The following is a 22,883-nucleotide window of genomic DNA, read 5'->3' as shown; positions in this document are numbered from 1 at the left end:
ACCGCCTGAAGGAAATCGACATGACCCCTGCCCAGCAATCCCAGAAAGCCGCCGAGATCTGCCGCCTTGCCCCCGTGGTGCCGGTCCTGGTGATCGACGATATCGCCCATGCCCGCCCCCTGGCCGAGGCGCTGGTGGCCGGGGGACTGCCCGCGCTGGAAGTAACCCTGCGCACGCCGGTTGCGCTGGACGCGATCCGCGCCATGGCCGAAGTGCCGGGCGGCGTCGTGGGCGCCGGGACGCTGATGACCCCCGCCGACGTGAAAGCCGCCAAGGCCGCGGGTGCCACCTTCGGCGTCTCGCCGGGCGCGACCAACCGGATCATCGCGGCGTGCGAGGATGAGGGCCTGCCGCTTCTGCCCGGTGCAGCGACCGCGACCGAGATCATGCTGCTTCTGGAGAAGGGCTTTACCGTCCAGAAATTCTTCCCCGCCGAACAGGCCGGAGGCGCGGCCTATCTGAAGTCGATCGGATCACCGATCCCGCAGGTGAAGTTCTGCCCCACGGGCGGCATCAGCCTGAAGATCGCGCCGGATTACCTGAGCCTGAAGAACATCCTCTGCGTCGGCGGCAGCTGGGTCGCCCCGAAAGAGGCGATGGCGAAAGGCGACTGGGCCGAAGTGACCCGGCTCGCCCGCGAGGCCGCAGCCCTCAGCCGATAAGGCCCTGCCGCCCGATCCGGCCGCCCCTCCGCCGCGGGGCTGCCGGTTCGGCCAAAGCCTCGTGCAACACCGTTGACATCGGATGGTCGGGCGCGGTTCGCGCATAGGTGTCGATCAGGACCCGCGCGGCATCGGGCACCGACCGCCCGACCGGGATGGATAGCGCCCAGTCCATGAAGATCGACCGGCATTCGCCCGCCGTGATGCCGTCGATCCGGTAGCTTTCCCGCACCAGCCCCTTCGGGTCCGCCTCAGCCAGCTCCATCCCCTGTCCCTCCGTCCTGTCCGACCAGCCGGTCCACCGCCGCCTGAGCCGCCTCCACCGCCTGCGCCAGCATCCCCGCCAGCGCACCCGCATCCTCCGCGCCCACCTCGCGCAGGATGAAACTGCGGCCGCCCTCTCCGATGCTGTCGAAGTCCAGCGCTCGTTCGCTCAACAACCGCGCCGCCGCATGCAGCCGCCAGAACAGCCTGTAGGCTGCGCTCAGCGCCTGCACGTCCGAATCCGGCATGACGTCGCCCGCTGCCGCCAGTTGCCGCTCGACACTGCGCGCCGGATTGCCGGTCAGAAGCGCGCAGGTCTGGGCGACCAGCTCGACGTCCATCATCCGCCCCGGCCCGTTCTTCGCCTCCCACGCGCCCTGCGCGGGCTTTGCGGCCTGCAACCGGGCCCGCATCTCGGCGACATCGCTGCGGACGCCTGCACCCTTGCCCTTTGCCGCCAGCAGACTGCGCCGGAAGGTCTCCACATCCGCGGCCAGCGTCGGTTCGCCCGCCAGCACCCGCGCCCGGGTCAATGCCAGATGCTCCCAGGTCCAGGCCTCGGTTTCCTGATAGGTGGTGAAGCTTTGCAGGCTGGTCGCCACCGGGCCCGCCCGCCCCGAAGGCCGCAGTCGCATGTCGACCTCATAAAGCCGCCCCTCCGGCATCTGCGCCGTCAGCGCCGTGACCAGCGCCTGCGTCAGCCGCGAATAGTAGGGCCGCGTTGCCAGCGGCCGCGCCCCGTCCGAGGTCTCCACTCCCTCCGCGTCGTAGATCACGATCAGGTCCAGGTCCGAGCCCGCATTCAGCCGCGCGGCCCCCATCGAGCCCATGCCCAGGACCACAGCCCCCCGCCCGGGCATTGCCCCATGCTTGCGCGCGAAATCCGTGGTGACCTCAGTCCAGATGACACCCACCACCGCCTCAGCCAGATCGGCGTACTGCTTGCCCGCCTCGAACCCGTCGATCAGCCCGCGCAGATGGTGCACCCCCACGCGGAAATGCCATTCCTTCATCCAGCGCCGCGCCATATCCAGCCGCGCCTCGTAGTCCGATGCCAATCCCAGACGGGCCGACAGGTCGGCGCGCAGACCCGCCATCCCCGGCCAGTCGCCCCAGAAGCTGCCGCCGATCACCCCGTCCAGGACGCTGGCGTTGCGGGACAAATAGCGCGCCAAACCCGGGGCCGATCCGGCAATGTCGACGATCAGCTCGATCAGCGTCGGGTTCGCCTCGAACAGCGCGAAGATCTTCACCCCGGCAGGAAGCCCGGCAAGAAACCCGTCCAGCGCCACCAGCGCCTCGTCGGGGTTCGCCGCCCGGGCCAGTTCGCGCAACATGCGCGGCCGCAGCCTGCGGAAGATCGCCTGTGCCCGGTCGGATCGCAGCGCCGGATAGCTCTCCCAACGCCGGGTGATCTCACGCGCCGCATCGGACAGGTCCGGACCGGCTTCCGTCTCGCCGGGCGAGAAGAACCCTTCGGTCAGCCGATCGGTCCGCTGCAGGCGGTCCAGAAGGTCCCGGCGGAAATCGGCTTCGCCTTGACCGCAGAAGGCCGCGATCCGCGCCACGCCCTCGGGCGACGTCGGCATGGAATGGGTCTGCGCATCGTTCACCATCTGCAACCGGTGCTCGACCTCGCGGTGCGCCCGGTAGAGGTCGGTCAGTTCCCCGGCCACTTCCGGCGGCACCCAGCCCTTGGCCGCCAGCGCGGCAAGCCCCCCCACGGTCGTCCGGTCGCGCAGCGACGGATCGCGCCCTCCGGCGATCAGCTGGCGGGTCTGGGTGAAGAACTCGATCTCGCGGATGCCCCCCGCGCCCAGCTTCATGTTGTGCCCCTCGACCGTGATCGGCCCATGCAGGCCCCGGTGGTCTCGGATGCGCAGCCGCATGTCGTGGGCGTCCTGGATCGCCACGAAATCCAGATGCTTGCGCCAGACGAAGGGGGTGAGCGTCTTCAGGAACCTCTCCCCCGCCACCAGATCGCCGCCACAAGGCCGCGCCTTGATATAGGCCGCCCGCTCCCAGGTCCGCCCCTCCGCTTCGTAATAGGCCTCGGCCGCGGCCATCGACAGGCAGACCGGCGTCACGCTGGCATCGGGGCGCAGCCGCAGGTCGGACCGGAAGACATAGCCATCCGTCGCATCCGACAGGATCGCCGTCATCCGCCGGGTGACCTTGATGAACGATGCCCGCGCCTCCTGCTCCTCGCCCGGATAGCGGGTCTCGTCAAACAGGCAGATCAGGTCGATGTCCGAGGAATAGTTGAGCTCCCCTGCCCCCATTTTCCCCATCGCCAGCGCCACCATCCCGCCCGCGGTGGCCGCGTCGTCGGGCGTGGCTCCGGGCAGCTTGCCCCGCCGGATTTCCTCGGCGACCAGCGTGGTCAGCGACAGATGCACCGCCTTGTCCGCCAGCCGGGTCAGCGCCCCGGTCACCTCGTCCAGCGACCAGACCCCGCCCAGATCGCAAAGCGCCGCCAGCAGGGCCACCCGGCGCTTGGCCTCGCGCAACGCAAGCGGCAGGTCTTCGGCGGACAGGCCGTCAGGCGCGGACAGGGCCGTCTCCAGCGCCGCATCCGGTGCCTCGACCGCTGCGCGCAACCAGTCCCCCTCGCGCAGCATCAGGCCGCGCAAGTAGGGGCTGCAGCCTGCGGTGGCCGACAGAAGCTCCATCACTTCGGGCGCGAAGCCCTCAAGGTCGGCGCGCAGTCCGGCAGCGGCGGCGGGGTCGAAGGCGATCGGCAGGCGGGTGATGCGGGCGGCAAGGGTCATGGCGCGACCTTGCGGCGGCAGCGCGGGACGGTCAACACCCGCACCTGATTGACCAGAGGCAATGCGCCCGGTTAGCTCGCGACAAACAGGAGGCGCTGATGTCGAAATCCCTGGCCCGCGTGGTGGCGGCCCTGCAGTCCGCCGGGATCACCTCGCTCCCGGTCGAGGCAAAGGGCGAGATCCGCACTGCCGAAGCTGCCGCATCCGATGCCGGAGTCGCGGTCGACCAGATCGTAAAGTCGATCCTGTTCCAGGGGACCAGCGGCGGGCTGTTCCTGTTCCTGACCGCCGGCGGCAACCGGGTGGACACCGCCAAAGCCACCGCCCTGGCCGGTGAACCTCTGTCCCGCGCCGAGGTAGAGGTAGTCCGCCGCATCACCGGCTTCGCCATCGGCGGGGTCGCGCCGCTTGGCCACCTCACCCCCTCGCCCACCTTCCTCGACCCCCGGCTCCTGGACTTTCAGCAGGTCTGGGCCGCCGCCGGCACGCCGCGCCACATGTTCCGGACCACGCCTCAAGACCTCGTCCGCGCCACCGGGGCGACCATCGCCGATTTCACCGGATAGGCGGAAAGAAGCCTACGCCTTGCCAATGTGAAAATTCTTTACATACCCTCTTGCAGACGTGCCAGACTGAGGCCATCTTCCCCCATGTGAAAGACATTCACATAGATTGGAGACCCGCCGATGACCACCACCAACTACACCGCCCGGCCTGGCGGGTTTCGCAGCGCCCTTCACCGCGGCGAAGACTGGCTTGACGCCAAGGGCAAATGGGCCTGGATCGCCGCAATGGTCCTGGGCTTCGTCATCTTCTGGCCCTTGGGCCTTGCCCTTCTGGCCTACATGATCTGGGGAAAGAAAATGTTCGCACGTTCCTGCGGCCACCGCCGCGCCCATGGCCACGACCATGACCACCACTGGGGCCGCCACGCCATGCGCGCCGCCCAACCCACGGGCAACCGCGCCTTCGACAGCTACAAGGCGGAAACGCTGCGGCGCCTGGAAGAAGAGCAGGAGGCGTTCGAGGCCTTCCTGCAGCGCCTGCGCACCTCGAAGGACAAGACCGAATTCGACGCCTTCATGGAAGACCGCGCCCGCGCAAATTTGGCCCAGGACGCGACCGAAGCGCCTGCGAAGCCTGAAGGCGACGCCCGCCCCGGCGAATACTGATCCGACTTTCCTGATGCAATTCCGCCCCATCCCGCAGACTGCGGGGTGGGGCTTTTGCCATCCCCTCACACGCCCCTTGGCGGAACGCGGCTTGCTTGCTAGCATCGCCCCCAATCCGATCCTGATGAATGTCTGATGCGCCACTCGCTACCCCTGACGCCCCAGTTCTATGTGACGGCGCCGCAGCCCTGCCCCTACCTTCCGGGCCGGATGGAGCGGAAGTTGTTCACCGCGCTGCAAGGCGAACACGCGCAAAAGCTGAACGACACCCTGTCCAAGCAGGGCTTCCGCCGCAGCCAGAACGTCCTCTATCGCCCCTCCTGCGCCGAATGTTCAGCCTGCCTCTCCGCCCGCATCCGTGTGGCCGACTTCCAGCCGTCCCGCACGCAGAAGCGCATCCTGAAGCGGGTCAACCACCTGCGCCGCAACGCGACCAGCCCCTGGGCCACCGAAGACCAGTTCGCCCTCTTCCGCCGCTATCTCGACCATCGCCACGCCGACGGCGGCATGGCCGACATGGACATCTTCGAGTTTGCCGCGATGATCGAGGAAACCCCGATCAAAAGCCGCGTGATAGAATACACCCGCCCGCCGCAAGAAGGTGAAGGTGGACGCCCGCTCGTGGCCGTCTGCCTGACCGACGTCTTCGATGACGGGCTGTCGATGGTCTACAGCTTCTACGACCCCGACTACACTCACCTCAGCCTCGGCACCCATGTCATCCTTGACCATATCGCCATCGCGCGCGAGGCGGGGCTGCCGTATGTCTATCTCGGCTACTGGGTCCCCGGCAGCCGCAAGATGGGCTACAAGGCGGGGTTCTCGGCGCTGGAAATCTACAAGGGCGGAGAATGGGTCCCCGTGGGCGACGCGGCCGACCATGGCGCCGACCTGCATCCCCTGTCGGTTGACCCGATTGCCGAACAGGTCGCCCGGATCAGCCTGCCGGACACCCGGTTGTAAGTGCCCGCCCGCATTTCCGCCCTTGCCCTTGTGGTGCCGGACTATGACGCGGCCATTGCCTTCTATGTTGGCAAGCTTGGCTTTCGCCTGACCGAAGACATCGACCAGGGCCGCAAGCGCTGGGTCACGGTCGAACCTCCGGGCGGCGGCACCCGCCTTGTCCTGGCCCGCGCGGAAGGCGACTCCCAGACAGCTGCCATCGGCAACCAGGCCGGCGGCCGCGTGTTCCTGTTCCTGTCGACTGACGATTTCACCCGCGACCACGCTGCCATGCTGGCTGCCGGGGTGACCTTCGAGGAAGAGCCGCGCCACGAAGCCTATGGTAGTGTCGTCGTGTGGCGCGACCCGTTCGGCAACCGCTGGGACCTGATCGGCCCTAGCCGCGCTGGCTGAGATAGACCCCGACCGCCATCAGCCCCAATCCCGCCAACCGGGTCAGACTGACAGGTCGGGCGGCAAGCCCCATCAGGCCCGTCGCGTCGATTACCGCGGCGCTGACCAGCTGGCCCAGCAGCACGAACAGGATTGCATTCGCCAATCCGAAGCGCGGGGCAACGAAGGTGATCGACAGGATGTAGAAGGCGACCAGACACCCGGCCAGGAACAGCACGGGTGGCTGCCCCGGTAGCCGGGCCAGGGTTCCTGCCCCGCCCGTGACCATCAGCACGCCAAGTGCTGTGCCGAAGGCCACCGCGAACAGCACCACTCCGGCCGCGACGGGCGACCCGATCCGCTGCCCCAGATTGGCGTTGAGCGCGGCGAGAAGCGGGATCCCCACCCCCGCCGCGACCATCAGGGCCGCATCACGCGCGCCCTCACCCATGCGCCTTGACCTTCGCCCGGTACTCCTCGACCGGCAGGCCGCCGATCCCCCAGTCCTCCAGCGCGACCTCGTCGATCACGACAAAGGTCGTCGCAGGTGACTTGTCCAGCACCCTGACCAACAGGTCGGTGACCCCGGCGATCAACTCGGCCTTCTGCGCCGGGGTCGCCCCCTCGCGGGTGATCTTGATGTTCACGTAGGGCATCTCAACCCTCCTCTACATAGTGGAATACTTTCGAGATGATCAGCCAGCGCCCGTCGAGCTTGATGAGCGTCAGGAAGTCGGTGAAGAACCGGTCGCCGATCGTGCAGTGCAGCATGGCCCGGGCGGTCACCGGCCCGGCGAACTCGATCGAGACGATCTCGTCGCGCCGCACCTCGCCCTTCGAGGCGGGCGATATGCGTGCATCCACCACCAGGAAGTAGGTGGCCATGTCGCGGAAGAGGAGGGTGCCGTCCGTCACGCAGACGTATTGCGCCTGAGGATGGAAGACTTGCGCCAGCCGCTTGCTGTCCGCGAAGTGCAGGCCGTCGAAGTAGACGGCCAACACCGCGGCGACATCCTGGAAATCGCCAGAGATCGCCATCACGCCGCCAGCCCTTCCGCCGTCAGCACGCGCTGCACCGCCGGTCGTGCGCCCACGCGGGCCATGAACCCCGACAGCAGCGGCCAACGCGACAGCGCGATCCCGTTGAAATTGGCCCAGTTCGCGACCACGAAGGCATAGGCATCCGCGATGGTGAAATCCTCGCCCGTCAGATGTGGCCGGCCGTCCGAAAGCTTTGCCTCAAGCCAGTCCAGCTTGCCTGCCACGGCCTGCCGGGCAGCCTCTTTCTGCGCATCGGTCGAGGCGGCGTTGAACAGCGGTCCGAAGGCGATGTGCAGTTCGGTCCCGGTGAAGTTCAACACCTCGTTCACCCGCGCCCGGGCCATCGAGCCGGCTGTGGGCGCCAACCCCAGATTCGCCGCCCGATCCCCCAGGAACTGCAGGATCGCCGGACCCTCGGTCAGCACTTCACCCTCGACCTCCAGCGCCGGGACCTTGCCCTTCGGGTTGATGTCGCGGTAGTTCGCGCCGCTCGCCGTCTCGCCGTTTGCGGTATCGACCATCTCCACCGCGTAGTCCCCGCCGATCTCGGCCAGGATGATATGCGAGGCCATCGAGCAGGCACCCGGCTTGATATAAAGTTTCATCGTCGTCTCCTTTGGTTGTCGGACGGGCATTGGCTAGCCGATCAGATCACCTTTGGTAACGGGGTAACTTGCGGTAACGGCCAGAATGGAGTATCTCCTTGGTAACCTGCCCAAAGGTCCGACGATGACGCTGAAACGCCGCAAGAACCGCACCCCGCACCCGATGTGCCCGCTGTCCGACTGCATGGCCTTCATCGGCGGGGCCTGGACGCCAAACATCATCTGGTATCTCTCCTCGGGTCCCCGGCGGTTTTCCGAACTCCGCGCAGACATCCCGCTCGTCTCGGCCAAGGTCCTGACCCAGCGCCTGCGCGAGCTGGAAGAGCGGGGCATCCTGTCGCGCAGCGTGATGGACACGTCGCCCCCATCCGTCGAATACACGCTGACAGCCCTGGGATTGGAGTTCATGCCCGTGATCCAGGCCATCGCCGAGGTCGGCCAGCGGCTGAAAGACAAGGCCGCCGCCGCCTGACCCTACGGAATTCGGCTGACCGGCGGTTGAGTTCCTGGCACGACAGTCTAGATTGAACCCCTATTCATCGGCACGCCGGGCAAACCGGCGGCTGTACAGGGGGGGTTCTGGATGCAGGCATTGCTTGCCATCTCGCGCGGCATTGACCGCGCGAATGCCTTTATCGGAAAAGCCGTGATCTGGTTGATCCTGCTGGCGGTACTGGTCAGCGCTGGAAATGCGGTCAGCCGCAAGCTGTTCAACCTGTCCTCGAACGCCTGGCTGGAACTGCAATGGTATCTCTTCGGCGCCGCCTTCATGGGGGCCGCCGCCTATACGCTGCAACAGAACGAACACATCCGGATCGACGTCTTCTACGCCAGCCGCAGCCGGAAGACCCAGCACTGGATCGACCTTCTCGGTCACATCTTCTTCCTTCTACCCTTCGTGGCGCTTATGGCCTGGCTCTTGTGGCCGTACACCGTGCAGGCCTTCTTTTCGGGGCAGATTTCCACCAACGCGGGCGGCCTCATCATCTGGCCGGCACGCGCCATCCTGCTTGCAGGCTTTGTCATGCTGGTCTTCCAGGCCCTGGCCGAGATCATCAAGAAGATCGCCGTGATGCGCGGCTTGATGGAAGATCCCCACCCCTTCGTCTCGGCCCAGGAACAGGCCCTGCACGAAGTCGAGGAACTGGCCGCCGAAGTCCAAGCCGTCGCGGAGGCCAAGAAATGATCGAGCTCATCGCCCACAACATGGCTCCGATCATCTTCGTGAGCCTCGTCTTCTTCCTCCTCTATGGCTATCCGGTCAGCTTCGCGCTGGCCGCCAACGGGCTGATCTTCTTCGTCATCGGCGTGTGGCTCGCTCCCTATTCCAATGGCGAGATCACATTGGACTGGCCGCTTCTCGGCACCATGCCACAACGATTGTGGGGGGTCCTGTCGAACGAGACATTGCTGGCCATCCCCTTCTTCACTTTCATGGGCATCATCCTTGAACGATCCGGAATGGCCGAGGACCTTTTGGACACCATCGGCCAGCTGTTCGGCCCGATCCGCGGCGGGCTTGCCTTTGCCGTGGTCCTCGTCGGCGCACTGCTGGCCGCCACCACCGGCGTCGTCGCGGCATCCGTCATCGCGATGGGCCTGATCTCGCTGCCGATCATGCTGCGCTACGGCTATGACCGCCGCACGGCGACCGGGGTCATCGCCGCCTCGGGAACGCTCGCCCAGATCATTCCGCCGAGCCTCGTCCTGATCGTGCTGGCCGACCAGCTCGGCCGGTCGGTCGGCGACATGTACAAGGGCGCGCTGATCCCCGGGCTGATCCTGACCGGCATGTATCTGGGCTACATCTGCATGCTCGCGATCTTCCAGCCGCACAAGGTCCCTGCCCTGCCGCCCGAGGCACGGACACTCGGCGGAGGTGTAACCTCGCTGCTGGTCGCGCTCTCCGTGGGGGTCGGCATCAGCTATGCCGCGCATCTCTGGCTGTATGACAGCTGGGGCGCAAATGCCGACATCGCCGGAGCGACAGTCGGCACGATCGTCATCTATGTCTACGCCCTGATCGACCGTTACATGGGCCTGAACCTCCTCTCGCGCCTGGCGCAGCAGGTAATCATGGTGCTGATCCCGCCGCTGGCGCTGATCTTCCTTGTGCTCGGCACCATATTCATCGGCCTCGCCACACCCACCGAGGGCGGAGCGATGGGCGCGGTCGGCGCGATGATCCTTGCCTTCGCCAAGGGCCGCTTCAAGTTCCCGGTCCTGCAGTCCGCCCTGATCGCCACCACCCGCCTGTCGGCCTTCGTCATGTTCGTCCTGATCGGCGCGCGGATGTTCAGCCTGACCTTCTACGGCGTGAACGGGCACATCTGGGTCGAGGAACTGCTGACCGCCGTGCCAGGGGGACAATACGGCTTCCTTCTGGTCGTGAACGTCATCATCTTCATCCTGGGCTTCTTCCTCGACTTCTTCGAGATCGCCTTCGTCCTGATCCCGCTCTTGATCGCACCCGCCCAGACACTGGGGATCGACCTGATCTGGCTGGGCGTCATCATCGGGGTGAACCTGCAGACCAGCTTCCTCACGCCGCCCTTCGGCTTTGCGCTCTTCTACCTGCGCTCGGTCGCGGCCAAGGTGCCCTATCTCGACAAGGTGACCGGCAAGAAGATGGACGGGATCAAGACCGGCGAGATCTACAAGGGGGCCATCCCCTTCATCATCATCCAGGTGGTGATGATCTTTGCGGTCGTGTTCTTCCCGCAGATGGTGATGCACTACAAAGGTGTGGTGGTCGATCCCTCGACCATCGAGATCAAGGTGCCGACCCTGACCCCCCTCGCACCGGGCGCCTCTGGCGGGGCAACACCGGCTCCAGGTGGCCTCCCCGGACTGCCGGGCGCCCCGCAGCTTGGCGCGCCGAGCTTGGGCGGAACCCCACCTGCCAGTGGCGCTGCGCCTGCCCCGGGCGGCCTGCCCAAGCTTGGCGCCCCGGTGATAAACCCCTGACAGCAAAAGGCCCCGGAGTTTCCTCCGGGGCCTTTCTGTTCGATCCTCCAGGATCAGAGCTTGCCAGCCTGCTGCTGCGACATCATGAAGACGTCATAGTTGTACTCGGCAATCTGGGCGTTCAGGTAGGCGTCGCGACGGAACGCATCCTGGCTGTCCTTGATCTTCTTGAAGGTCGCGTTGGTGGCCGAAACCTCGTCGTAGGTCGACTTGGCGGCATCGAACGCGGCCGACAGAACGTCCTGCGGCAGCGGACGCAGTTGCGCGCCGTTGGCCACAAGCGATTTCAGCGCCGTCGGGTTCTTCCAGTCGTAGTTCGACAGCATGTCGTTGTTCGCCACCACGCAACCCGCCCGCAGGATGGACTGGTAGGCCGGGGTCAGCTCGTTCCACTTCGCCAGGTTGATCATCGTGGCGATGGCCGGGCCACCTTCCCACCAGCCGGGATAGTAGTAGTAGGGCGCGACCTTGTAGAAGCCGAGCTTCTCGTCGTCATACGGCCCGACCCATTCCGCCGCGTCGATGGTTCCCTTCTCCAGCGACGGATAGATGTCGCCGCCCGCGATCTGCTGCGGCACGACGCCCAGCTTCTCGATGACCTTGCCCGCAAAGCCCCCGATCCGCATCTTCAGGCCCTGCAGGTCTGCGACCGAGTTGATCTCCTTGCGGTACCAGCCCGCCATCTGGACGCCGGTGTTGCCGGCCGGGAAGGCGATCAGGTTCTGCGTGGCGTAGAACTCGTTCATCATGTCGATGCCACCGCCCTGGTAGAACCAGGCGTTCATCATCCGGGCGTTCAGACCAAAGGGCACCGCTGCGCCAAGCGCATAGGTCGGGTCCTTGCCCCAGAAGTAGTAGGGCACCGTATGGCAAGCCTCGACCGTCCCGGCCGACACGGCATCCGCCGCTTCCAGGCCCGGCACCAGTTCGCCTGCGGGGAAGACCTGCAGGGTAAACTTGCCGTCGGTCGCTTCCGAGACGAATTTCGACATCACGTCCGCAGCGCCGAAGATGGTGTCCAGCGACTTCGGGAAGGACGAGGTGACCCGCCAGGTCACGGTGGGCATTTCCTGGGCGATCGCGGGCGCAGCCAGCGTGGCCGCCCCGGCAGCCGCGACACCGCCGATCGAAGCCTTGGTCAGAAACGAACGTCTATCCATGCAGTTCTCCTCCACTGTGTTGCCCCGTTTCGCATCCCTTTCGGGTTGTCGGGATGACCGTGAGATAGACCCTATTTCCCGTCCCGCAAGATAGGAACCCCAAACCTGTCGCCACCCGCGAAAACTTACCCAAGGTCACCTTCTGCGGATGACCGCTTGGCATTCCGCCGCCGCACTGCACAATGTCGATGCCGAAACGGAGGCCCCATGTTCAGCTATGTCTCGCTTGGCACCCGCGACCTTGCGCGCGCCCTGCCCTTCTACGACGCGGTCCTCGCCCCCTTGGGCCACACACGAATCGAGGACTACGACCCCGAGGACCGCTCTGCCGCCTGGGGCCTTGACGATCCCGGGCCGCATCTGTGGGTCACCCAGCCCTTCGACGGCGCTCCGGCCACGCCGGGCAACGGGACCATGGTCAGCTTTCTGGCCCCCAGCCGGGCGGCGGTCGACGCCTTCCACGCCGCGGCCCTTGCCCATGGCGGCACGGATGAGGGCGCGCCGGGCCTGCGCCCGCAGTATGGCTCAAACTTCTATGCGGCCTATGTCCGCGACCCGGACGGCAACAAGCTGAACGCGGTCTGTTACCTGGCCGACACGGCAGCCGCCGCCCCCTAGGCAATTCCGCGCCCCACTTGCCGAAATCAGCCAGCTCGCCCCTTGCATTCCCCTGATTTCACCCAACCTTCCGCAAAAAGCAAAAGGGTGTGCCTCTTGACCTATTTCATGTTTGTCGTTGGCCTCGTCATCCTCGTGGCGGGGGGAGAGTTCCTGGTGCGCGGAGCCTCCGCAATCGCCCGCGCCTTCCACCTGTCGCCCCTCTTGATCGGCCTCACCATCGTCGGCTTCGGCACCTCGGCGCCCGAACTGATCGTCTCGGTCCAGGCCGCGCTGGCCGGGCAACCCGGCATCGCCATCGGTAACGTGATCGGGTCGAATATCTCCAACATCCTGCTGATCCTCGGCGTTTCGGCCCTGATCGCCCCCCTCATCATCCCCGGCCGCAAGCTCTGGCGCGACCTGGGCTTCATGCTGGGCGCAACGGCGATCGTCTGGACCATGCTCCTGAACGGGCAGATCACCCGAACCGACGGGCTGATCCTTATCGCCGGTCTTGTCGCCTTCCTGACCACGGCCTTCATCTCCGGCAGCGGCCACCCACCCGAGTCGGGAACCGAAACCTTCGGCCCGAACTGGAAGCCGTGGATCATGACCGGCGCCGGACTTGTGGGTCTTGTGATCGGTGCGCGCCTCCTCGTCGACAGCGCCACCTCCATCGCCCGCGACTTCGGGATTTCCGAAGCGGTCATCGGCCTGACCATCGTCGCTGTCGGCACTTCGCTGCCGGAGATGGCGACCAGCGTCATCGCTGCCTTCCGCAAGCACACCGAGATTTCGGTCGGCAACATCGTGGGGTCTAACATCTTCAACCTCTTCGGCATCCTCGGGATCACGGCTCTGGTCGCCCCGATCCCGGCCGAAGCCCGCTTTGCCGCCATCGACATGTGGTGGGTGACAGCCTCGTCCGTCGGCCTTGCCGTCGTGGCCTTCGCGCTGGGTGGCCTGCCGCGGATTGCCGGGGCGGGGCTCCTTGTCGCTTATGGGGCCTATCTGTTCTTCATCGGCTGATCCCCTTCGGCCCGGCTTTGCCGCACAAACCCGGGCCGATCCGCACTCTGTTCGGAAAATTGCGCAACGCGACAGACTGCCGCAAGAAAAGTTCAAAATCCGCGCCGCAATGCGACATTTTCGTATTGCAAATCCGGTTGACGCCCGGCATATCCCCGCCTACTGTTCCGACCGAACGTGAAGGGGATGGGCCAATGGCCAGACTTCTTGTCATCGTAGGAAGGACGCGCATGGGCCGGTAACGGTTGACCATAGTGGTTCCCATGCGCCCCCGAAGGAAACTCCGGGGGCTTTTTGTTGCGCTAAGGAGACGCGAAAATGTCGAAGCAGATGACCGGTGCGAAGATGGTGATCCAGGCCCTGAAGGATCAGGGTGTCGAGGTCGTCTTCGGCTATCCCGGCGGTGCCGTGCTTCCCATTTATGACGAGCTTTTCCTACAGAACGACATCCGCCACATCCTCGTGCGCCACGAACAGGGCGCGGTCCACATGGCCGAAGGCTATGCCCGATCCACCGGCAAGCCGGGCGTGGCGCTGGTGACCTCGGGTCCGGGGGCCACGAACGCCGTCACCGGCCTGACCGACGCGCTGATGGACTCGATCCCGATCGTCGTGCTGACCGGCCAGGTCCCGACCTTCATGATCGGCACCGACGGGTTCCAGGAAGCTGACACCGTCGGCATCACCCGGCCCTGCACCAAGATGAACTGGCTGGTGAAGGACACAGCGAAACTGTCCGAAACCATCCACCAGGCCTTCCACGTCGCCACCCACGGCCGCCCGGGCCCGGTGCTGATCGACATCCCGAAGGACGTGCAGTTCGCCACCTCCGACTATGTTCCCGCCGAAAAGGCCAAGGTCGCGCATTACCAGCCCCGGACCGAAGGCGACCCCGCCCGCATCGCCCAGCTGGTCGAGCTGATGGAACAGGCCGAACGCCCGATCCTCTACACCGGCGGCGGCGTCATCAACTCCGGCACCCGCGCCAGCGCGCTCCTGCGTGAACTGGCGGCCGAGACCGGCTTCCCCGTGACCTCCACCCTGATGGGCCTCGGCGCCTATCCGGCAAGCGGCAAGAACTGGGTCGGCATGCTCGGGATGCATGGTCTCTATGAGGCGAACCTCGCCATGCATGGTTGCGACCTGATGATCAACATCGGCGCCCGCTTCGACGACCGCATCACCGGCCGGGTCAAGGACTTCAGCCCCCGTTCGAAAAAGGCCCACATCGACATCGACCCCTCCTCGATCAACAAGGTCATCCATGTGGATGTCCCGATCGTCGGCGACGTGACCAAGGTCCTGGAGGAACTCCTCCGCCAATGGCGCGCGCGCGGCTCCAAGACCGACCAGCGTGGCCTTGCCTCCTGGTGGAAGCAGATCGACGAATGGCGGGCGGTGAAGTGCCTGTCCTACAAGAACTCCACCACCACGATCAAACCGCAATACGCGCTGGAACGGCTTGAGGCCCTGACCAAGGGCATGGACCGCTACATCTGCACGGAAGTGGGCCAGCACCAGATGTGGGCCGCGCAGTTCCTGGGCTTCGAGGACCCGAACCGCTGGATGACCTCCGGTGGCCTTGGCACCATGGGCTACGGCCTGCCCGCCAGTATCGGCGTGCAGATCGCCCACCCAGAGGCGCTGGTCATCAACGTCGCGGGTGAGGCGTCCTGGCTCATGAACATGCAGGAAATGGGCACCGCGATGCAATTCCGGGCGCCCGTCAAGCAATTCATCCTGAACAACGAACGCCTCGGCATGGTGCGCCAGTGGCAGGAACTCCTCCACGGTGAACGTTACTCGTCCTCGTGGAGCGAAAGCCTGCCCGATTTCGTGAAACTGGCCGAGGCCTTCGGCTGCAAGGGCATCCAGTGCAAGGACCCCAAGGACCTCGACGACGCGATCATGGAGATGATCAGCTACGACGGCCCGGTGATTTTCGACTGCCTGGTCGAAAAGCACGAAAACTGCTTCCCGATGATCCCGTCGGGCAAGCCGCACAACGAGATGCTCCTGGGCGAAGCCGACACCCAGGGCGTGATCGGGGCCAAAGGGGCGGTGCTGGTGTGACGTGCCCGGTCCCCGGACTCGGTCTGGGGACCGCCACCCGACACCAGAAGGAAGCAAAGTCAGACACCCGATGACCCCCACCGCCGAGGCCAGTCCAAAGACCCGCGACCTCTCGCTTGACGTCGCCAAAGGCCTTGGCATCATCATCGTGGTGATCGGCCATGCCTGGCGGGGGCTTGACAGCGCCGGGATGATCGGCAGCCCGGACCTGTTCCGCCTGATCGACACCCTCATCTACAACTTCCACATGCCGCTGTTCTTCCTTCTGTCCGGCATGACCTATCAAGCCTGGGCCCTGAAACGACCCTACCCCGAGGCCGCGCTCAGCCGTGTCACGCGCCTCCTGTGGCCGCTGGTCCTCTGGTCCTACATCTTCGTCGGCGCGCGCATCGCCGCCGGGGATGCCGCGAATACCGAGGTCAGCGGCTGGCAGAACCTCGCCTTCTTCCCGCTCCCCCCGCGTGACCATTTCTGGTTCCTCTGGGCGCTCTTCCTGCAACACCTCGCCGCCCTCGCCCTGATCCGCGCTGTAGGTCGCCCCCTGGGCGCCCCGGTCTGGGCAGCACTGGCCATCCTCCTCATCCTCGGCTCCAGCTTCACGCCCGTGGGCCTCAACCCCTGGACCTTCGGCGCCCTGACCTACGCCGGGGCCTTCCTCACCGGCCTCGCGCTGGGGCCTTCCGGCCTTCCCGTGCGCGGGCCTGCTGCCTTTGTCCTTGCCGCCGTCGCCTTTGTCGCCCTGCAAGCAGCAAGCTTCCAACTGCCCGCCTCACTCCTGACCACCCAGATCCTCGGCATCCTCCTCTCGCTTGCCTTCCTGGCCATGGTCCGCGCCGCCTGCGCCCAGGGCACCGGCCCGGCCCTCCGCCTTCTTGCCTTCCTTGGCGTCTCGTCGATGGGCATCTACCTCGCCCATACCATCTTTTCTGCCGGCACCCGCGTCGTGCTCTCCCGCCTGACCCAGGACCTCTCCCTGCACATGATCGCGGGCACCCTGGCCGGGATCATCGGCCCCCTCCTCATCTACGCTCTCATCCGCCGCTTCGGCCGTCCCGCCTGGATCGGCTTCTAGCCTGCACAGACCCAACAGAAGACAGGAACCACCATGTCCGCACTGAACATCAAGAAGGGCTCCTCCAGCCATTCCGCCTACGATCTCCGCGCGACGAACAGCGAGATCGAGGAGAGCCACACCCTCGCCGTCATCGTGGAAAACGAACCCGGCGTCCTGGCCCGGGTCATCGGCCTCTTCTCGGGCCGCGGCTACAACATCGACAGTCTGACCGTGGCCGAGGTCGACCACACCGGCCACCGCTCGCGCATCACCATCGTCACCCGCGGTACGCCGGCGGTCATCGACCAGATTGAGGCACAGCTTTCCCGCATGGTCCCGGTGCACGAAGTCCACGACCTGACGATGGAGGGGCCATCCGTCCAGCGCGAACTGGCGCTTCTCAAGGTGGCGGGCACGGGAACTGCCCGGGTCGAGGCGCTGCAACTGGCCGAGATCTTCCGCGCCAAGGTGGTGGACTCGACGCTGGAAAGCTTCGTCTTCGAAATGACCGGCACGCCCGACAAGATCGACGCCTTCGCCGACCTGATGCGCCCGCTCGGCCTTCTGGAAATCGCCCGCACCGGCGTCGCCGGTCTGAAGCGCGGGGTGTGACCCGGATGCGGGTGCTTGCGGCTATCCTGGCACTGTCACCCGCTGCAGCCTTCGCAGAAGCCTATCACGACTACGGCTCTCCCGAACAATGTGGCGCCTACGAAGAGGCCGCCTATGATCGCGAGACTTGGTTTCCCGGCGGCGAAGGCGGTCAGGTCAGCCTGACCGACCCGCAACCCGTCCGTGGCCTGAATGCCATGCTGTTCGAAGGCACGATCACCGAAGAGGGGTTCTCGGATCCAGCCGGCCGCGTGCTGACCCTCCGCGGCCCGCTCCAATCGGCGACGGGCACTCTGGCGGATGAGGTGGTCGTCATCATGACCGACACCGGCATCCGCATACTGCAACGCTGCCCCTGACCCAGGCTGCGCTCCATGGCCTGAGCCCCGACACCCCAAGAATTTTCGCCGAAAATTCCTGGGCCTACCGCCCGACAAACCGCGGCGCGCGCTTCTCCTGAAACGCCGCCACCCCTTCGCGGAAATCGTCCGAGCCCCCGCAGACCCCCTGCAATCGCGCCTCGACGGCCAGTTGCGCCTCCAGGCTCTGGTCGAACGCCCCGCGCAGCGCCTGCTTCAGCGCGGCATAGGCTCCGGTCGGCCCCGACGCCAGCTTGGCCGCCCGCCCCGCCACTACCTCAGCGAACCGCTCATCGGGCACAGCTTCCCAGATCATCCCCCAGGCCTCGGCCTGCCGCGCGCTGACCGGTTCCGCCAGCAGCGCCGCCCCCATCGCCCGCTGCAATCCGACCCGCCGGGGCAGGAACGACGTGCCCCCCGCATCCGGGATCAGCCCGATCCGGGTGAAGGCCTGGATGAAGACCGCGCTTTCGGCCGCAATCACCAGATCGCAGGCCAGCGCCAGGTTCGCCCCCGCCCCCGCTGCCACACCATTCACCGCCGCGATCACCGGGACCGGTGCCTCGGTGATCGCACGGATCATCGGCACATATTCGTCGTTGAGCGTGGCCTCGAACCCAGCCGCGTCCAGACCTGAGGCATCGCTCAGGTCCTGGCCGGAACAGAAGCCCCGCCCCGCCCCCGTCAGCACGATCACCCGCGCCGCATGGCCCGCCAAAAGGGCCGCCGTCAGCTCACGGCGCAACTCGCGGTTCAGGGCATTCATCACCTCGGGCCGGTTCAGCGTGACGCGATGCACACCGCCAGCCGTTTCCACCGTCACCAGATCAGCCATCATCCGCCCTCCCGCCTTTGCGCCACCCTAGCGAGGCGCGACCCGGGGCCAAAGGCGAACGCGGCGTCACTCCTTCAGGATTTCCCGCACCCGCGCCTCTTCCTCGGTCGACAGCGCAGCCTCGGGCATGGTGCGCCACCGACGCGCCGCCGTCATCGCCACACCGATCCCGGCCAGCAGCAGCGCGGGCCCGGCCAGCCAAAGGATCAGGTTCGCCCCTTCGGCCGGAGGGTTGAACAGCACCCCCTCGCCATAGCGCGCGACGATGTAGTCGATGACATCCTGGTCACTGTCCCCCGCCAACAGCCGTTCCCGGATGATGATCCGCAGGTCCCGCGCGATGGGAGCGTTCGAATCGTCGATCGTCTCGCCCTGGCAGACCGGACAGCGGATGTCGCGGCTGATGTCACGCGCGCGGGCCTCCAGCACTGGGTCCGCCAGCATTTCGTCCGGCTGCACGGCGGCCACGGGCGATGCCAGCAGCAGCAACGCAAGGACGTAGGATGGGCACTCTGCCCACCACCGCTTGAGGAACAGCGTCATTCCGCAGGCACCCCCGCAGGCATCCGCCGCGCGCCCGCCGCTACCCGATAGCGCCGGTCCGTCAGGCTCAGAACCCCGCCAAGCGCCATCAGGATGCAGCCTGCCCACAGCCAGTTGGCAAAGGGCTCGATATAGCTGCGCACCGCCCAGCCCCCGCTTTGCTGCCGGTCGCCCAGCACCAGATAGATGTCGCGCAGGAAACCGTAGTCGATGGCGGCCTCGGTCGTCGGCATCTGCGCCACCGGGTAGATGCGCTTTTCCGGGTTGAGCACAGCGACAAGCGCCCCGCCCCGCGTGACGGTCATCGTCGCCATGGTCGAGGTGTAGTTCGGCCCCGCGACCTCTTCGACCTTGTCGAGACGCACGTCATAGGCCCCAAGCGGGAAGGTCTCACCCTCCTGCACCACCCGGATATCCTCAAGCTTCCAGGCCATCATCGCGGCCACGGCAAAGATCGTCACCCCCAACCCCAGATGCGCCGTGGCCTTGCCCCAGTCCGCCCGCGGCAGGCGTGTCATCCGTGCCAGCCGCACGCCCACTCCCTCGCGCCCGGTCCGTGCCCACAGGTCGGTCAGCGCGCCGAACACCACCCAGGCCCCCAGCGCCAGCCCGACCGGCCCCAGCGCCGACCGTCCCGTCTGCATCGCAAAACCCAGCGCCCCCAAAGCCAGCGCCAGCACCAGCGCCGGGATCAGGCTCCGCATCGACCGCTCGACCGAGCCGCGCTTCCACGCCAGCATCGCCCCCACCGGCAGGATCAGCGCCAGCCCCACCATGAACGGCGTGAAGGCCGCGTTGAAGAAGGGCTCACCCACCGACAGGTCACGCCCCAGCAACATTGTTCCCACCAGCGGCCAGATTGTCCCGATAAAAACGACAAACGCCGCCACCGACAGCAGGATGTTGTTCGCCACCAGCGCGCTTTCGCGGCTGACCAGACTGAATACCCCCCGCGCCTCCAGCGCCCCGGCGCGCAGCGCGAACAGGATCAGCGCGCCCCCGGTGAACAGTCCCAGGATCATCAGGATGAACACGCCCCGCTCGGGGTCGTTGGCGAACGCATGGACGGATGTGATGACCCCCGACCGCACGATGAAGGTTCCGATCAGGCTGAACCCGAAGGCCATGATCGCCAGCAGGATCGTCCAGGCCTTCAGACTCTCGCGCTTTTCCACCACGATGGAACTGTGCAACAGCGCCGCCGCCAGAAGCCAGGGCATGAAGCTGGCGTTCTCCACCGGGTCCCAGAACCAGAACCCGCCCCAGCCCAGCTCATAGTAGGCCCACCAGGACCCAAGCGCGATGCCGATGGTCAGGAACACCCAGGCGGCCAGCGTCCAGGGCCGGACCCAGCGCCCCCAGGCCGCATCGACCCGGCCTTCGATCAGAGCCGCCACCGCGAAGGAAAACGCCATCGAAAGCCCGACATAGCCCAGATACAGGAAGGGCGGATGAAACGCCAAACCGGGGTCCTGCAGCAGCGGGTTCAGGTCCTGCCCGTCCAGCGGAGGCAGCGCCAGCCGCCAGAACGGGTTCGACGTCAACAGCAGGAACAACAGGAACGCCACACCGATCAGCCCCTGCACTGCCAGCACCCGCGCCTTCAGACGAGCAGGCAGCCCGCCCCCGAAAGCCGCCACCGCCGCGCCATAGATCGCCAGGATCAGGACCCACAGCAGCAAGGACCCCTCGTGGTTCCCCCAGACCCCCGACACCTTGTACAGCATCGGCTTCAGCGTGTGCGAATTCGACACCACCACCGCCAGCGAGAAATCCGAGACAACGAAGGCCCAGGTCAGCGCCGCAAAGCTTGCCGCGACCAGCACCAGTTGCAGCCCCGCCGCGGGCCCGGCCAGCGCCATCAGCCGCGCATCTCCGCGCTGCGCCCCCCACAACGGCAACGTGGCCTGCACCAGCGCCACCATCAGCGCCAGGATCAGCGCGAAATGCCCAAGCTCGACGATCATGACCAGATCTCCTTCGGCTTACATGATAGGGCGGCGGCCCCCCGGGCGAAAGCCCTGCGCCCTTCCGCCGCGCCCACGCTCCAGTTTGCCAGCCCGAACCCGCCGATCCCGCCGAAATGCCGGTTGCCACCCGGCCAGCCGCCCCGCTACACCCTGACCAAAGACCGGAGGTTCCCATGCCCAGATGTATCCTGATCGGCGCGCCCATCGACACCGGGCAAAGGCGCCCTGGTTGCCTGATGGGCCCCGCTGCCTACCGCGTCGCCGGGATCGCCCACGAAGTCAGCGCCGAAGGCCACGGGGTCGAGGATTGGGGCGACCTCAGCCTTCCTGACCTCAAACCCGTCACCTGCCCCAATCCTGTCGTGCACGATCTACCTGAAACCGTGGCCTGGGCCGAGATCCTGATGGACCGCGTCGACGACGCGCTCAGCCAGGGCGGCTTCCCGATCATCATGGGCGGCGACCACTCTCTTGCCCTTGGGTCCGCAGCCGGGGCCGCCGCCTTTGCCGCCCGCCAGGACCGTCCGCTCTTCCTCCTCTGGCTCGACGCCCATTCCGATTTCCACACGCCGCTCACAACCACCTCCGGCAATCTCCACGGCACCCCCCTTGCCTACATCGCCGGCCGCGACGGGTTCGACGCCTTCCCGCCCTTCCCCGCCCCCGTCCCCGCGCACCGCATCTGCATGTTCGGCATCCGCTCGGTCGACCCGGCCGAACAGGCCGCGATGCTGGAGCGTGACATCTTCGTCAACGACATGCGCGTGATCGACGAACGCGGCCTCGTCGCTCCCCTGCGCGAATTCCTCGACGCGGTCCGGCGCGACAACGGCATGCTTCACGTCTCGCTCGACGTCGACTTCCTCGACCCCTCGATCGCCCCGGCCGTCGGCACGACAGTCCCCGGCGGCGCCACCTTCCGCGAGGCGCATCTGGTGATGGAACTCCTCCACGAAAGCGGCCTTGTCACCTCGCTCGACCTCGTCGAACTCAACCCCTTCCTCGACGACCGCGGCATGACGGCGCGGCTGATGGTCGATCTTGTGGGCAGTCTTATGGGCAAGAAGGTGTTCGACCGCCCAACCCGATCGAAGTAGCACGGCCACCCCACATCTTGCGGTCGGCAAGGGCTCGAAATCGTGATCTGGCGTCTGTATATACAGATGCATCTACAGATGTATCTACAGTATATATAGTGATACCCCGACACCCATGATTGTCTCCACAACCGCAGCAATCGGCCCAAGAGCCAGAAGCACTCCGCAACAGTCACCGTTTGACGGACGCATTGTTTCGCCACGAAACCAGATAAACGAACGGAGCGGCGACAGCCTGCCTGCTTCTGACGCCCGCGCCATCAACCAGCCTCACAGATCGGTCGATCCTTGCCTGATCCGGGTGGCGTTCAGTGCAGCTTGAACTCGCCCACCACGTTCCGCCATTCCCCCGGCGCGATCAGTTTCCGGTGCGTGAAGCGGACCGAATGCAGCGGGCCTTCGATCTTTTCCTGCCAGAACTCGATGAACTGGAACAGCTTCGGGTAATCCGGCGCCAGATCATACTCCTGCCAGATGAAGCTGTTGAGAACACTGCGATAATCCGGCATCCGGTAGTACAGTTCGGCTGTGGTCAGCCCATAGCCCTTCAGCATCAGTTCCGTCTCTCGTCCGACCATGCGGATCCTCCTTTCTGGCGGTCCATGACAGAATCATGACAAAGCCGAATTAAAAATCAATGAAAACAGTATGTTGTCACTCATCCTTGATGGCTGCCAAACCCCCTGCAACCCGCCATTGCACCCCATAGCTAGGATGGTGTATCTTCCCGCCTG

General features: G+C 66.0%; 26 protein-coding genes. 15 read left to right on the top strand and 11 right to left on the bottom strand.

Features of this window, described 5'->3' with window-relative positions; genetic code table 11:
* Window positions 1-20: 20 nt before the first annotated feature.
* A complete protein-coding gene (locus E8M84_RS16570; protein ID WP_137112314.1) occupies window positions 21-662 on the top strand; it encodes a bifunctional 4-hydroxy-2-oxoglutarate aldolase/2-dehydro-3-deoxy-phosphogluconate aldolase in 642 nt (213 codons plus the stop codon).
* Here E8M84_RS16570 and E8M84_RS16565 read toward each other — a convergent pair.
* Entirely contained in the window at window positions 652-927 is a 276-nt protein-coding gene (locus E8M84_RS16565) for a hypothetical protein (protein ID WP_137112313.1), read from the bottom strand. The genes E8M84_RS16570 and E8M84_RS16565 overlap by 11 nt on opposite strands.
* Entirely contained in the window at window positions 914-3,697 is a 2,784-nt protein-coding gene (locus E8M84_RS16560) for a glutamine-synthetase adenylyltransferase (protein ID WP_137112312.1), read from the bottom strand. The genes E8M84_RS16565 and E8M84_RS16560 overlap by 14 nt, the downstream gene beginning before the upstream one ends.
* Window positions 3,698-3,795: 98 nt before the next feature.
* Between E8M84_RS16560 and E8M84_RS16555 the strand changes: the two genes are divergently transcribed.
* The 4 genes from E8M84_RS16555 (at window position 3,796) to E8M84_RS16540 (ending at window position 6,225) form a co-directional block, all read left to right on the top strand.
* On the top strand, window positions 3,796-4,263 hold the full coding sequence (locus E8M84_RS16555) for a YbaK/EbsC family protein (RefSeq protein WP_137112311.1): 468 nt from the start codon (window positions 3,796-3,798) through the stop codon (window positions 4,261-4,263).
* A 120-nt stretch (window positions 4,264-4,383) separates the two neighbouring features.
* Entirely contained in the window at window positions 4,384-4,869 is a 486-nt protein-coding gene (locus E8M84_RS16550; RefSeq protein ID WP_137112310.1) for a DUF2852 domain-containing protein, read from the top strand.
* 135 nt (window positions 4,870-5,004) lie between these two features.
* Window positions 5,005-5,832, top strand: a complete 828-nt coding sequence (locus E8M84_RS16545) for an arginyltransferase (protein ID WP_137112309.1) — start codon at window positions 5,005-5,007, stop codon at window positions 5,830-5,832.
* A complete protein-coding gene (locus tag E8M84_RS16540; protein ID WP_137112308.1) occupies window positions 5,833-6,225 on the top strand; it encodes a VOC family protein in 393 nt (130 codons plus the stop codon).
* On the opposite strand, the gene E8M84_RS16535 is transcribed toward E8M84_RS16540, so the two are convergent.
* Genes E8M84_RS16535 through E8M84_RS16520 form a run of 4 tightly spaced genes read right to left on the bottom strand, consistent with a single transcriptional unit; the run spans window position 6,209 to window position 7,850 of the window.
* The gene (locus E8M84_RS16535) at window positions 6,209-6,655 is read right to left on the bottom strand and encodes a DMT family transporter (protein WP_137112307.1); all 447 of its coding nucleotides are present in this window, start codon (window positions 6,653-6,655) and stop codon (window positions 6,209-6,211) included. The genes E8M84_RS16540 and E8M84_RS16535 overlap by 17 nt on opposite strands.
* Window positions 6,648-6,860 carry a 4-oxalocrotonate tautomerase family protein gene (locus E8M84_RS16530; RefSeq protein ID WP_137112306.1) on the bottom strand — a complete coding sequence of 71 codons (213 nt, stop codon included), beginning with the start codon at window positions 6,858-6,860 and terminating at the stop codon, window positions 6,648-6,650. Before E8M84_RS16530 ends, E8M84_RS16535 begins: the two co-directional genes overlap by 8 nt.
* A gap of 1 nt (window position 6,861) precedes the next feature.
* Window positions 6,862-7,242: a nuclear transport factor 2 family protein gene (locus E8M84_RS16525; protein ID WP_137112305.1), complete on the bottom strand. Its 381-nt coding sequence runs from the start codon at window positions 7,240-7,242 to the stop codon at window positions 6,862-6,864.
* On the bottom strand, window positions 7,242-7,850 hold the full coding sequence (locus tag E8M84_RS16520) for a glutathione binding-like protein (RefSeq protein ID WP_137112304.1): 609 nt from the start codon (window positions 7,848-7,850) through the stop codon (window positions 7,242-7,244). Before E8M84_RS16520 ends, E8M84_RS16525 begins: the two co-directional genes overlap by 1 nt.
* 85 nt (window positions 7,851-7,935) lie before the next feature.
* On the opposite strand from E8M84_RS16520, the gene E8M84_RS16515 reads away from it, so the two are divergent.
* The 3 genes from E8M84_RS16515 to E8M84_RS16505 all read left to right on the top strand — a co-directional run bounded on the left by E8M84_RS16515 (window position 7,936) and on the right by E8M84_RS16505 (window position 10,817).
* Window positions 7,936-8,322 (top strand): helix-turn-helix domain-containing protein, encoded by a 387-nt coding sequence (locus E8M84_RS16515; protein ID WP_240790429.1) that lies wholly within the window; start codon window positions 7,936-7,938, stop codon window positions 8,320-8,322.
* 111 nt (window positions 8,323-8,433) lie between these two features.
* Window positions 8,434-9,036 carry a TRAP transporter small permease subunit gene (locus E8M84_RS16510; protein ID WP_137112303.1) on the top strand — a complete coding sequence of 201 codons (603 nt, stop codon included), beginning with the start codon at window positions 8,434-8,436 and terminating at the stop codon, window positions 9,034-9,036.
* Window positions 9,033-10,817 (top strand): TRAP transporter large permease subunit, encoded by a 1,785-nt coding sequence (locus E8M84_RS16505; RefSeq protein WP_137112302.1) that lies wholly within the window; start codon window positions 9,033-9,035, stop codon window positions 10,815-10,817. The genes E8M84_RS16510 and E8M84_RS16505 overlap by 4 nt, the downstream gene beginning before the upstream one ends.
* Before the next feature lie 53 nt (window positions 10,818-10,870).
* Here E8M84_RS16505 and E8M84_RS16500 read toward each other — a convergent pair whose 3' ends face one another.
* Complete coding sequence (locus E8M84_RS16500) at window positions 10,871-11,977, bottom strand: TRAP transporter substrate-binding protein (RefSeq protein ID WP_137112301.1); 1,107 nt, start codon at window positions 11,975-11,977, stop codon at window positions 10,871-10,873.
* A 207-nt stretch (window positions 11,978-12,184) separates the two neighbouring features.
* Here E8M84_RS16500 and E8M84_RS16495 point away from each other — a divergent pair, with 207 nt between their 5' ends.
* The 6 genes from E8M84_RS16495 to E8M84_RS16470 all read left to right on the top strand — a co-directional run bounded on the left by E8M84_RS16495 (window position 12,185) and on the right by E8M84_RS16470 (window position 17,704).
* Window positions 12,185-12,595: a VOC family protein gene (locus E8M84_RS16495; RefSeq protein ID WP_137112300.1), complete on the top strand. Its 411-nt coding sequence runs from the start codon at window positions 12,185-12,187 to the stop codon at window positions 12,593-12,595.
* Window positions 12,596-12,691: 96 nt separating this feature from the next.
* Window positions 12,692-13,606 carry a sodium:calcium antiporter gene (locus E8M84_RS16490; protein WP_137112299.1) on the top strand — a complete coding sequence of 305 codons (915 nt, stop codon included), beginning with the start codon at window positions 12,692-12,694 and terminating at the stop codon, window positions 13,604-13,606.
* A gap of 318 nt (window positions 13,607-13,924) precedes the next feature.
* On the top strand, window positions 13,925-15,679 hold the full coding sequence (locus E8M84_RS16485) for an acetolactate synthase 3 large subunit (protein WP_137112298.1): 1,755 nt from the start codon (window positions 13,925-13,927) through the stop codon (window positions 15,677-15,679).
* 70 nt (window positions 15,680-15,749) lie between these two features.
* Window positions 15,750-16,751, top strand: a complete 1,002-nt coding sequence (locus E8M84_RS16480) for an acyltransferase family protein (protein ID WP_137112297.1) — start codon at window positions 15,750-15,752, stop codon at window positions 16,749-16,751.
* A gap of 33 nt (window positions 16,752-16,784) precedes the next feature.
* Window positions 16,785-17,345: an acetolactate synthase small subunit gene (gene ilvN, locus E8M84_RS16475; RefSeq protein ID WP_137112296.1), complete on the top strand. Its 561-nt coding sequence runs from the start codon at window positions 16,785-16,787 to the stop codon at window positions 17,343-17,345.
* A gap of 5 nt (window positions 17,346-17,350) precedes the next feature.
* Window positions 17,351-17,704: a hypothetical protein gene (locus E8M84_RS16470; protein ID WP_137112295.1), complete on the top strand. Its 354-nt coding sequence runs from the start codon at window positions 17,351-17,353 to the stop codon at window positions 17,702-17,704.
* A 64-nt stretch (window positions 17,705-17,768) separates the two neighbouring features.
* On the opposite strand, the gene E8M84_RS16465 is transcribed toward E8M84_RS16470, so the two are convergent.
* The 3 genes from E8M84_RS16465 to E8M84_RS16455 form a co-directional block, all read right to left on the bottom strand.
* On the bottom strand, window positions 17,769-18,542 hold the full coding sequence (locus E8M84_RS16465; protein WP_137112294.1) for an enoyl-CoA hydratase-related protein: 774 nt from the start codon (window positions 18,540-18,542) through the stop codon (window positions 17,769-17,771).
* A gap of 63 nt (window positions 18,543-18,605) precedes the next feature.
* Window positions 18,606-19,082 (bottom strand): cytochrome c-type biogenesis protein, encoded by a 477-nt coding sequence (locus E8M84_RS16460; protein ID WP_137112293.1) that lies wholly within the window; start codon window positions 19,080-19,082, stop codon window positions 18,606-18,608.
* On the bottom strand, window positions 19,079-21,049 hold the full coding sequence (locus E8M84_RS16455; protein ID WP_137112292.1) for a heme lyase CcmF/NrfE family subunit: 1,971 nt from the start codon (window positions 21,047-21,049) through the stop codon (window positions 19,079-19,081). The genes E8M84_RS16460 and E8M84_RS16455 overlap by 4 nt, the downstream gene beginning before the upstream one ends.
* Window positions 21,050-21,225: 176 nt before the next feature.
* Between E8M84_RS16455 and rocF the strand changes: the two genes are divergently transcribed.
* A complete protein-coding gene (gene rocF, locus E8M84_RS16450; RefSeq protein WP_137112291.1) occupies window positions 21,226-22,149 on the top strand; it encodes an arginase in 924 nt (307 codons plus the stop codon).
* 308 nt (window positions 22,150-22,457) lie between these two features.
* Here rocF and E8M84_RS16445 read toward each other — a convergent pair whose 3' ends face one another.
* Complete coding sequence (locus tag E8M84_RS16445; RefSeq protein WP_137112290.1) at window positions 22,458-22,727, bottom strand: usg protein; 270 nt, start codon at window positions 22,725-22,727, stop codon at window positions 22,458-22,460.
* Between the last annotated feature and the right edge of the window lie 156 nt (window positions 22,728-22,883).

Source organism: Rhodobacter sp. SY28-1 (assembly GCF_005222785.1).
GTDB lineage: Bacteria > Pseudomonadota > Alphaproteobacteria > Rhodobacterales > Rhodobacteraceae > Tabrizicola.
Note: the sequence above shows the minus strand (reverse complement) of the source record. Positions and strands in the feature narration are given on the sequence as shown.